The 10,755-nt window shown below is 66.0% G+C and carries 9 protein-coding genes; 3 read left to right on the top strand and 6 right to left on the bottom strand.

Annotation, left to right across the window (positions count from 1 at the left end; genetic code table 11):
* Positions 1-366 precede the first annotated feature (366 nt).
* Positions 367-1,623 (bottom strand): L-cysteine desulfidase family protein, encoded by a 1,257-nt coding sequence (locus tag HMPREF9440_RS05175; protein WP_008542158.1) that lies wholly within the window; start codon positions 1,621-1,623, stop codon positions 367-369.
* A 526-nt stretch (positions 1,624-2,149) separates the two neighbouring features.
* Between HMPREF9440_RS05175 and HMPREF9440_RS05170 the strand changes: the two genes are divergently transcribed.
* On the top strand, positions 2,150-3,025 hold the full coding sequence (locus HMPREF9440_RS05170) for a sugar phosphate isomerase/epimerase family protein (RefSeq protein ID WP_008542155.1): 876 nt from the start codon (positions 2,150-2,152) through the stop codon (positions 3,023-3,025).
* Between the two features lie 118 nt (positions 3,026-3,143).
* On the opposite strand, the gene ccmI is transcribed toward HMPREF9440_RS05170, so the two are convergent.
* The gene (gene ccmI / locus HMPREF9440_RS05165; RefSeq protein WP_040763815.1) at positions 3,144-4,043 is read right to left on the bottom strand and encodes a c-type cytochrome biogenesis protein CcmI; all 900 of its coding nucleotides are present in this window, start codon (positions 4,041-4,043) and stop codon (positions 3,144-3,146) included.
* A 257-nt stretch (positions 4,044-4,300) separates the two neighbouring features.
* Complete coding sequence (locus HMPREF9440_RS05160) at positions 4,301-5,920, bottom strand: ammonia-forming cytochrome c nitrite reductase subunit c552 (protein ID WP_008542152.1); 1,620 nt, start codon at positions 5,918-5,920, stop codon at positions 4,301-4,303.
* 636 nt (positions 5,921-6,556) lie between these two features.
* Between HMPREF9440_RS05160 and HMPREF9440_RS10535 the strand changes: the two genes are divergently transcribed.
* Positions 6,557-6,766 carry a hypothetical protein gene (locus HMPREF9440_RS10535; RefSeq protein ID WP_008542151.1) on the top strand — a complete coding sequence of 70 codons (210 nt, stop codon included), beginning with the start codon at positions 6,557-6,559 and terminating at the stop codon, positions 6,764-6,766.
* 183 nt (positions 6,767-6,949) lie between these two features.
* On the opposite strand, the gene HMPREF9440_RS05155 is transcribed toward HMPREF9440_RS10535, so the two are convergent.
* From HMPREF9440_RS05155 to HMPREF9440_RS05145, 3 genes are all read right to left on the bottom strand, one after another.
* On the bottom strand, positions 6,950-8,383 hold the full coding sequence (locus HMPREF9440_RS05155) for an alanine/glycine:cation symporter family protein (RefSeq protein WP_040763814.1): 1,434 nt from the start codon (positions 8,381-8,383) through the stop codon (positions 6,950-6,952).
* A 407-nt stretch (positions 8,384-8,790) separates the two neighbouring features.
* On the bottom strand, positions 8,791-9,099 hold the full coding sequence (locus HMPREF9440_RS05150; protein WP_008542147.1) for an RnfH family protein: 309 nt from the start codon (positions 9,097-9,099) through the stop codon (positions 8,791-8,793).
* Positions 9,100-9,247: 148 nt separating this feature from the next.
* Positions 9,248-9,877 (bottom strand): hypothetical protein, encoded by a 630-nt coding sequence (locus tag HMPREF9440_RS05145; protein ID WP_040763809.1) that lies wholly within the window; start codon positions 9,875-9,877, stop codon positions 9,248-9,250.
* An 89-nt stretch (positions 9,878-9,966) separates the two neighbouring features.
* Here HMPREF9440_RS05145 and smpB point away from each other — a divergent pair, with 89 nt between their 5' ends.
* A complete protein-coding gene (smpB, locus tag HMPREF9440_RS12345) occupies positions 9,967-10,704 on the top strand; it encodes an SsrA-binding protein SmpB (protein ID WP_262361557.1) in 738 nt (245 codons plus the stop codon).
* Positions 10,705-10,755 lie beyond the last annotated feature (51 nt).

Genomic DNA, 10,755 nt, shown 5'->3' with positions numbered 1-10,755 from the left:
GCAGATGAACCTTCTTCAGGCCGTGGCGATGGGCGAGCGCCAGCTCACGACCTCGTACGCGTTGGACACCTTCGGGTTGGGAACGTCGTCGACCGTCGCCCGCGCGCTCGGCGCTCATCGCGAAGGGGATCCTTTGGCCCGTGAGCCCGCGCCGCGGCGCGGCGCTCCGCTTCGCCGACCCGCTCTTCGGACGTTGGATCCGGGACGGCTTCGAGATGATGCCGAAGGTGTGACGGCGGTTTTCGGGGCCGGGAGCCGCCCCGGGCGCACAGCTCCAGCACACGTTCAACACGCTCAACACGCACGAACGCCCGCCGGGTCTTCCCTCGGCGGGCGTTCTCATCGGTTCCGGTTCTCTCTGCGGCCTCAGAGCCCCAGCATCACCCGGATGATTTCCTTGTCGGTCGTCACCATCCCGCGGCTCGCGATGCGCCCGACGGCTTCCGCCGTCTCGTCGACCGTGTGCTGCACGATGCCGTCCCCTTCACGGAAGACCTTTTCCTGCGCGACCATGTCGAGCGCCATCAGCGCGCCTTCGACGCTCATCGCGATCTTGGCGGCGCAGGAGGACTTCGCGCCGTCGCAGATCAACCCGGAGGTCGTGGCGAGGGCGTTCGAGACGACGTCGGCGATCTCGTTGTCGGCATAGCCTTTGAGCATCGCGATCCCCGCGCCCGCGCCGCACCCGGCGGAGACGGCCCCGCAGTAGGCGGAGAGCTTCCCGATCCCCTGCTTCAGGGCGATCGTCACGAGGTCGGAGAGGAGCACCGCGCGCAGGAGCTCCTCTTCCGAGGACTTCAGCGACTGCGCGAAGATCACCACCGGCACGCTCGCCGTAATCCCCTGGTTCCCCGAGCCCGAGACGATGACGACGGGGAGTTCGCACCCGTTCATGCGGGCGTCCGACGCGGCGGCCGCCCAGGCGCGCGCCCGCACGGCGGGGTCTTCGGGGTTGCGGGAGAGAATCACGCGGCCCACGCCCGCACCCCAGGGCGTTTTGAGCCCCTCTTCGGCGATCGCCATGTTGGCGGCGATCTGGCGCTCAAGGAGCGGACGGGAAACGTCCAAAGGCATCGTGCGCGCGGCGCGGATCAGTTCCGAAATGTGCCAGAGCTCGGGCGCCTCCTCCTCTTCGGCGTGGTCGTTCTTGAGGAAGACGGCTTCGCCGTCCTCCTCAATGCGGGTGACGTTCGTATGCGACGTGCGGATCACGACCGTGACGGTCTTCCCCGCGCGGGTCGTCGTCAGACGGATGAAGAAGACGTCGGGTTCGTCCGAGGGCACCACCTCCATCTTCTGCGAAGCGAGCCGCTCGTGGATTTCCTTCTTCTCGTCGGGCGTCACGCCCGAGAGGACTTCCAACGCCGCTTCCGGGCGCGCGGAGACGAGACCCGCCACGACGGCGGCTTCGATGCCGCGGAGCCCCTCGGTGTTGGGGACGACGACGCTCTTCACGTTCTTGATGATGTTGCGGGAGACCTCGACCCGGATCGTCTCGGGGAAGCCTCCGAGGCGCTTCGCGCAGATCGCGCCCGCGTACGCGAGCGCGATCGGTTCCGTGCAGCCCATGGCGGGCAGGAGTTCGTCGGCCAGCGCGGCGTTGTAGACATCGAAGGTCGTCATAAAAGGCTCCTCAGATTGAATTCTTGTCGGGCGTCTCTCAGGCCCGGGCCGCGGTTGGTCGGACGGCCCGGGCTTTCCCCGGATCGGAGACGATCATAACGGGCCGAAGCCTCAAAGTGAACCCTCCGGAAACGCCACTTTGTGTACGAGTTCGCGGCCGGGCCGAACGGCGTCGTTCTGCGGTCGTGTCCAGGGCGTTCCCATCGGCCTCTTCCGCGGACCGCCCCCCTTTCGGATCTCATGGCGCCTCATGGCGCTCTGCTTCTCCCCCAAGCGGTTTCTCCGACAATTCGCCTAGCCCCGCAACGTTTTCGAAGAAATCACCCCTCTCCGGGAAATTCCCGAGAGCGCCCCACCGCAAGGAGCGCGCCCGTGACGATGCCGGCGATGAAGGTGGGGATGGTGGGCTTCTTCATCACGATCAAGGCGATGACCAACGGCACCGGAAGGAGCGTCACGGGGTAGGACGGCGGACTCTCGAAGGACTACGCTCAAAGCCTCACACCTCAGTCCTTCGGAGTCCTTCATGCCGCGCGAACTCTCCGCCATTCACTTGACCGCTCTTGAGCTCCCTCCGGCCGAGCTCGTTCCCGCCGCCCGCCGGGCGGGTTGCGCCGCCGTGGGGCTTCGGATCCACCCGATCGTGCCCGGCTCGGTCGCGTATCCGTTCGAGCCGGGGAGCGAGGAACTCAAAGCCTTCAAGCGGCTCCTTGCGGACGAAGGCATGCGCGTCCAAGGCGTCGACGGCTTCGGACTCACGGATGCCACCGATCTCTCTGCGTTCGCCCGGCTCTTCGAAGCCTGCGGCGAGCTCGGCATCCGGAGCATGTGCGTGAGCGCCGACGCGAAGAACCGGGAGGCGTTTGCGGAGGTGTTCGCCCAGATGTACGACATGGCGGCACCGTACGGCTTCCGCATCGATCTCGAATTCATGGCCTGGCACACGATCGGCACGTTGGAGCAGGCCTACGAGATCGTGCGGCTCGCCGACCGCCCGAACGGCACCATCGCGGTCGACGCCGTGCACCTCATGCGCTCGGGAGGGAAGCCCGAGGACCTCGCGAAGATCCCGCCCCGGTTCCTCGGGGACTTTCACCTTTGCGACGGCGTGAAGGACGCCCCGATCGCTCCGGCGTTGGTCGCGCGGGTCCGGGCGGGCGATGTGAACTTTCTCGACCCGGCCGGATTCCCGGCCGGGTTCGAAGGCCTCATCCGGGAGGCCCGCGGGGGCCGCAGGTACCCGGGCGCGGGCGAACTGCCGTTGATCGAGATGCTCCGCAGGATGCCGGAAGACGCTGCGGTGGGCGTCGAGGTGCCCGTGCCGGGGATGCCGGGGGAGGCGGTGCTCAAAGACAGCTTCGCGCATGCGGCACGCGTGATGGCGGAGGCCTTTCCGGAGTGAGGATTTCCGCCCCGGAATGCCGCTGAAGGCACCTGACGAAAACGCCGTCCGGGCTCGTGTCCGGACGGCGTTTCTTGCGGTGTTTCCTGCGGTGCTTCCTGATTCGGGTCTTCGGGCGTTACGGTGCGGGGGCGGGCGCCGCCCCATCCGCCGCGGCCCGGCGCTCCAACTCCCGCACGGTCGCCTCGTAGCGCACGTACTCGGGGCGGTCGGGGGACATGTGGCGCAGAATCACGCGCAGGTTGGTGAGCGCCAGATCCCAGTCCGAGGTCTGCATCGCGGCGATGGCGGTCAATTCCACCAACTGGAGGTTTTCCGGGTCCTGCGCAAGCGCCGCGGAGAGCACGTCCTTGGCTTCCCGGAAGTGCGCGGGCGACTCGGTCGAGAGGAGCGCCGCGCCGAATTCGAGCGACACGGACGGGTCGCCCGCCACCTTGGCGTTCACCTGGCGGGCGCGCCGGTACGCGTCCGACGCCGCGACGAAGTCGCCCCCTTCGGCCTTCCTGCGCGCCAAAAGCACCCACGCGCGGCCGTCCTTCGGGTTGTCGCCCAAGTAGGTTTCGATGGCTTCGGTGGACGCGGTGCCTTCCAACACCTTCTGGTCCTGCGAGAGGCGCATGAGTTCGGGCGCGCCGTTCAGGCTGTAGATCCCGACCGACAAGCCCACGAGGAGCGCCACCACCCCGGCCGTGATCGCGGCCATCGGGGTGCGCATCGGCTTCTTTTCCGTCGCCAGCGGGTCGCCCCCGGCACTCGCCCGGCGGTTTTCCTCCACCGAACGGCGCGCGAGGTCGTCCATGAGTTCGGCGTGAAGCGCCGTCGAGAGGCTCCCGCGGTTCAGCTCTTCGTCAAGGCGCAACTTCTCCTCGCGGAGCGCTTCCTTCAGGAGCCCGCGGTAGATCGTCTCCGCCTCGTGATCCTTCAGGTCGTCCGTTTTGAGAAGCGTCGGCACGATCATCGCGATGGCGATGAGGAGCATGAGCCCCATCAGGCCGTAGAGCATGGCGTAGGAAGTCATGGCTGGGTCGGGGAAAAGCCAAGGGTTCATTGGTGGAAACGCCAATATACACGAAGCCGAACCGGGACCGTTCGGCCCCAAGCCTGATCTTTCGGCTTAGTCCGGAGGTTTTTGCGGTTGCCTTGAGACGGCGTCCGCCGGATGCGGTTGGTTTTCCGAAAAAAACCGCCGGACCCGAAGGCACGGCGGCGAGGAAAGCGTTTTCGGAGGAACCGGTCCGAGGCACTCCGCCCGGACCGGTGTTCCTCATCGAAGCGTTACTTCTTCTGCTTTTCGGCCATGGCCTTCCTCAGGATGGCGGTCGCATCCTGGGCGGCCTTCGCGGCCTTGGCGAGGCTGCGGACGGCCTGGTCGGGATTGTGGAACCAGGCGCCGTTGACGGCAGTCCAGTATTCCCAGTTGACGTGGGCGGTGCTGTGCAGCTTGCGGGCTTCTTCGAGCGCCTTTTCATCGACGCCCACCGCGAGCGCGAGCTCGAACGCGTTGAACATTTCGTCCATGCGGGATTCGGCTTCACGGAGCTTGCCCGTGTAGTAGCCGTGCATCGCGTCGATCGCCGAGGTCATCTGCGCTTCGGTCTTGTCCTTGTGGCAGGAGAGGCAGGTTTCCTTCAGGTAGTGGCGCGGCGACGTGGCCCAGTGGAGGGTGTAGGTCTTGCCGGTCTTTTCATCCTTGACCTTGGGCATGTGGCAGTTCTGGCAGGTGGCGCCCGCCTTGTCGTGCTTGCTGCCCAAGTAGGTTTCGAAGTCCGGATGCTGCATCTTGACGAGCTTCGCGCCGGTCAGCGGATGCACGAAGTCGCGGTAGCCGATCTTCTCGTAGTAGGCCTCGATCTGGTCGGCGTTCACCATCGGGAAGTGGTTGGTGAGGCGGTTGTCCATGCCGATCTTCTCACCCGTCTTCGCGTCGATCCCGGGGTTGCAGATGTATTCGACGTGGCACTGCGCGCACATGAGGTTGGCGTCGGGCTTCGCGAGATAGCCGACCTTGCGCGTGAAGCCGCGGACACCCATGTCCTTCACTTCGACGTCGGTCTTGTGGGCGGCGACTTCGTGCCAGACGTTCGGGCCGTCCTTGCGCTCGATCGATTCGATCAGCGCGTCGCGGATGATGCGCGGCTTCGTGTTGTGCGGATCGTGGCAGAAATTGCAGTTGATCGCGTGGTTCACCTTGCGGACGACGTCGACCGCGTTCGAGCCGCGGTTGAAGGCGGCGCCCTCAACCTTGTCGCCCATGTACGCCCAGTCGAGCATCAGGTCGCTCGACTTGCAGGTCCAGCAGACGGCGTTCCCGGCCGCGGCCGTACCCGGCTTGAAGGGCTTGTGTTCGTTGTTTTCAGGATGGTTGTCTTTGAGGACGTCCCAAACCTTGTAGGACTTGCCGCCTTCCAAGGTCGTGTAGAGCCAGCCTTCCTTCGGCTCGAACCGACCGCCAAACGCGCGGTCGACGATGAACTGGTCGATCGCCATGAAGGTGTGCGCGCGCGGAAGGTCGTGTTCCTTCGTGAAGCCGTGCGCGCCCATGGCGCGGTCGAAGAACGGGTCGGGCGCGGGGCCTTCCGCTGCCTTCTTCGACTGACGGGCCGGACGGTCGGAAACGGTGAAGAGCGACTTGTACTGGTCCTGGTGGCAGGCGCCGCAGGTGGCCGGGTCCATCGACACGGTCGGGCGCTGCTTCATGTTCTTGAGGTGATCCTCCACGCCGCCGTGGCAGGTCGTGCAGGCGACGTCCTTGTGGCCGGCAGAGGCGTGCGTCTTCGTGAGGTCGGCGTGACAGGTCTGGCAGGCCGAGAGGTCGGGGGCGGCCCAGGCGCCGGTGGCGGCCGAGAGGCCGATCGCCGCGATCAAGGCGGCGAGGTGCTTGGTCTGATGATGCATACGGGGATTCTCCAAAGAGGCGCCCTGCTCCGTCTTCAGTCCCGGAAGGCCTTCCCCGCCCGTCTCTCTCGGGCGTCCTCCCCGGCCGGGCGTCCCTGGGGGATGGGACGCATCGTCGGGGAAGGTCGTGATGGGGGTCGGCTCCGCCGGGGGGAAGCGGGCGCACGAAGACGCGAGGGGCCGCGTTTTCTTAATGGAAGTTTAAGAAAAGGCTTCGATTTGCAAAAGAACCCTGAGGAGGTGTAGGGAGAGAGGGGTGAGATACCTCGTTGGAGGTATGTCAAATGTCTTGAAAATCAATGGGTTGGCGATGAGTTAAGGTGAAACCCTCGTCCCTTCTAGGGGGGTTCGGAGGATGCGGAACGCCCCTTCGGGGCGCGTCGGCGGAAGGGGATTGCGGGCGCAGGAAGGCGTCGGATGCGCGGTCGGGGAGGAGATTTTGGGGAGAGCGGCGGACGGGGGAGCGGTTTCGGCGGGATGGGGCGCTCTGCAGGGGATGCGGGGAAAGCGTGGAAAAGTGTGACGGGCGGGGCGCCGCGGCGGCCTCGGTCCGGGCGTCCGAAGGCGCCCCGACGAACGCGGCCGCGAACGGCCAGAACGAGGGCCGCCGAGACCGCTCCGGAAAACGTTCTTCTCATGCTCGAGCCCGCCTGCGTCGCCTCGTGCCCGCAGCACGCGATCGAGTTCGGCGACATTGAGGAACTTCGCCGCAAGCACGGGACCTGCGCCGCGATCGCGCCCCTGCCCGCGGCCGAAGCGACGAAGACCGCGCTCGTCATTCACCCCGGGAAGACCGCGAAGAAGGTCGGAGACGCCTCGGGGGCGGTGCACTTCGCACTGAAGTAAGCGGCCGAACCTAAGTGAAGAACGGAGCGCGGGCTTTCGGGAACCTCTTCACGGAAGAGGTTCCACAACAAATTTGATTAGTTCACGAATTCCGAACACCTATTCGAATGGGTTGATTTCGGGCTTTCCGTTTTCGAGGAGAGGGGCCTCATCGAAGCCCCTGCCCGTCACTTCCGCGGACGATCAACGCTCCTGCTGAATTTCTTCTTCCGGGTGGCGCGGCCACGCGAGGACGCCCTTCGAGCTCGGGAGCACCGAGGGGTCGAATTCGGGGTTCTTCACGCCCGCGCGCTTCTGCGCGCAGTAGTCTTCGAGCACCACGTAGGCGATGCGCCCGAGCATCGCGATGGCGATGAGGTTCAGGATCGCCATGAGCGCCATGAAGAGGTCGGCGAGGTTCCAGACGAGCCCGAGGCTCGCGATCGAGCCGAAGAAGACCATCAGCACGACGAGGCCGCGGAAGATGGGGAGCGCCGCAGGGCTGTGCGAGATGAAGTCCATGTTGACCTCACCGTAGAAGTAGTTCCCGATGATCGAGCTGAAGGCGAAGAAGAGAACGATCACCGTCATGAAGACGTTGGTCCAGTCGCCCAGCTGCCCGGCGAGCGAATGCTGCGCGAGTTCGATGCCGGTCACGCCCGCCGTCTGCCAGTCGGGCGAGAGCATCACGATCATGGCGGAGGCCGTGCAGACGAAGAGCGTGTCGACGTAGACGCCCAGCGCCTGAACGAGACCCTGCTTCGCGGGGTGCGTGGCGTCCGCGGTCGCGGCGGCGTTCGGGATCGAGCCCATGCCGGCCTCGTTCGAGAAGAGGCCGCGCTTGATGCCGGTCATGAGCGCCATGCCGAAGCCCGCGCCCAGCACGGCATCGAAGTCGAAGGCGCAGCGCACGATCGTCGCCAAGACTTCCGGAACCATCGTGATGTTCATCACCGTCACGATGAAGGCGAGCAGAAGGTACGCGCCCGCCATGAAGGGGACCATCCAGCCCACGATCTTCGCGATGCGGATGACGCCGCCGAAGATGACGATGCCGGTCAGGGCCGCGATGCCGATCCCGGCCACGAGGGGCGAGACGCCGAACGAAGTCTGCATCGAGAGGGCGATCGTGTTCGCCTGCACCGAATTGAAGATGAGGCCGTAGGTGATCGAAATCAGCACCGAGAAGACCATCGCGAAGAAGGGGCTCCCCAGAACGTTCCCGATGTAGTAGGCGGGGCCGCCGACGAACCCGCCCCCCTTCTTCGGGACCTTGTAGACCTGCGCGAGCGTCGATTCGACGAACCCGGTCGCCGCGCCCAAGGTCGCGATCACCCACATCCAGAAGACGGCGCCCGGGCCGCCCGTCACGACGGCGATCGCGATGCCGGCGATGTTGCCCACGCCCACGCGGGACGCGGTCGAGACGCAGAACGCCTGGAACGTGGAGATGTGGCCCTTCCTCGGCTGCGCGCCCGCGCCTTCGCCGACGAGACGGACCATCTCGGGGAGAAGCCGCACCTGCACGAAGCCCGTGCGGGCGGTGAACCAGATCCCGAGGCCGACCAGCATGATGATCAGCACGTAGGACCACAAAATGTCGTTGACCGAGGTGACGATGTCGTTGAGCCAGGTCACTTGGGAACTCCTGTGGGTGTTGTTTTTGGTTTTCCTGATCCCAGCCGTGCGGTCCCGAGGGAGGGACGCCCGGGCCCAAAACAAAAACACCCGGTCAACGAGTGAGCTCGTCGATCCGGATGCTTCGACGTCGGGCCCGGCGGCATGCGTGATGCGCCGCAAAACTGGTGCCCGGGGCGGCCTTTTCTGCGCTTTCGGGGCTCTTCCGAGCTCCCGGTCTTCGTCTTGAAGGGCTTGGGCCGCCTCCGCAACGGGTGACCATTCTAACGCGTCTCCCGTGCGGCCGATTTGGTTTTCTTGGATTTTCCTCTTCAGGCGGAGGCGTCGCCGCCCGGAGGCCGGGCGGATGTGAGGTGCGGACGGGGAGGATGCGGGGAGGATCCAGGGGGCCGGCGGCCCCGGCGGACTTATTCGCCCCGGGTCTTCTTCGAGCCGTGGCGCCCGCACGTGACGGTGCGGACGTCCCCCTGACGCTCGGCGCGCTCGCGGCGCGCCTTCTTCGGGTCGCAGAGGAGCGGCGCGGCTATATCGAGCCGGTCGCCCTCTTCCAGAACGTCCTCTTCGCGGCAGCGGCGGCCCCAGCGGGCGAGGCCCCAACCCTCGCGGAGCGTCACGCCCGCGGCGCGGAGCGCCTGCGCGACCGTCGCCCCCGCGGGGACCTCCGCGGTCTGGGTGGTGAGGCCTTCGGCCCTAACCGTGGCGATCGTGATCTGCATGAGGGTCTCCGGAAAGCCCGCGCTCCGCCGTAGGGACGGAGGGCTGAAGGGCGTCAAAGATATTGATTCAAAGGACGGGCGAATTGTAGCCGCCTGCGGAGGCCGGTTGGGCGGGCGCCGTTCGGCGCTTTCGAACCGGCCTTGGGACCTACCGGGCGAGCCGCGCCGCGCGCGGCACCCAGAAGGTGTCGTTCGGGTACGCGCGGCGCACAGCCGCCCACCAGTCGGGGCAGGCGTCGGCATCGGCCGCGACGACGGGCGGGACGTTCTTCGCGTCCTCGGCCATGCGGAGGCGCTCCAGGACGAGCTTGATGGGCATCTGGAGAATCACCCACTGCGTGGTGTCCATCCGGTCTTCGCCCTTGACGTAGGAGACGATGAGCGTGTCGTCGAGCGTCGGGCGCTTCGTCTCTTCGCCTTCGTCGTTGAGGAAAATGCTGGTCATCAAGCGGTCGACCTTGGCGGCCGCCACGGCGTCCGGGGCGGTCACCTCGGCGTCCGCGAACCACGAGGGCGCGATCGCGGGGAACGGGCGGTTTTCGGTGACGCCCTCCCACTCAAAGTGGAAGGCCTCAACGAGGAAGGGGAGCGCCTGCGGCGGAAATTCGATGAGGTCGCCCGAAGGGAAGCCGTCCGGGCGGAAGGCGACGACCGCGAAGTCGCCGTTGAAGCCCTTCTTGCCTTCGCGCTCGTACTTTCGGTCGGCCTTGCGGTCTTCGATTCTGAAGGCGACGCGGGCGAGCGCGTTTTTGATCGTGGAGAGGATGGTCTTGGTCATGGGGACCATCGTAGCGCTGATCATGGACAGGGGAGGTGCTCAGCGGAGTCGGCGGGGCGCGGAACTCATGTTCTACTCCTATTCGACGCATGGTCGACTCAAGCGCCGCGGAGGCGCACCCGTTAAAATGGTCCGACCGCCGATCGGCAGGACACGCCGGAGAGCTCTCCCCGAGGGACGCTGAGCTTCCGTCCGGCACACCCGGCAAACCCCGCGCATCCGATCCACCACGAAACCTGAAACGCGTCGAGCGGGAGGGCATCCCTTACCCCCTCCCTATTCCGCGTTTCAAACTGCGGGGCCCGCAAACGCCCGATCGGCCGACCGGATTCAAAGAACAGAAGAACATTACGGAACACCCCATGGCACTCATTCAGAACAAACGCGCGCGCCACGACTACGCCATCGAAGAGAAGTACGAGGCGGGGATCGTGCTGCGCGGTTGGGAAGTGAAGAGCGTGCGCGCTTCGCGCGCGCAGATCAACCTCGCGCACATCTACGTGCGTGAGGGCGAGCTCTTTCTCTGCAACGCGCACATGACGCCCGCCGACCAGGTCTGCACGCACGAGACGCTCGAAACCAACCGCACCCGCAAGCTCCTCATGCACAAGAAGGAGATCGCGAAGCTGATCGGCAAGGTCGAGCGTGCGGGCTACACCCTGGTGCCCCTGGACCTTCACTTCACGCGCGGTCGCGTGAAGTTGTCGCTCGCGCTCGCGCGCGGGAAGCGCGAATTCGAAAAGCGTGCGGACGAGAGCAAGAAGGAATGGAAGCGCGAACAGGAGCGTCTCATGAAGAAGGACGCCCGCGGGCGTCACGTGCTCTGAGGCGGACCATGCTGAATGTGATCAAGGTGCGCCTTCCCAAAGCGGCCGCCG

It is taken from the genome of Sutterella parvirubra YIT 11816 (genome assembly GCF_000250875.1).
Classification (GTDB): domain Bacteria; phylum Pseudomonadota; class Gammaproteobacteria; order Burkholderiales; family Burkholderiaceae_F; genus Sutterella; species Sutterella parvirubra.
The sequence above is the reverse complement of the archived record's forward strand: the minus strand, read 5'-3'. Positions and strand labels throughout refer to the sequence as shown.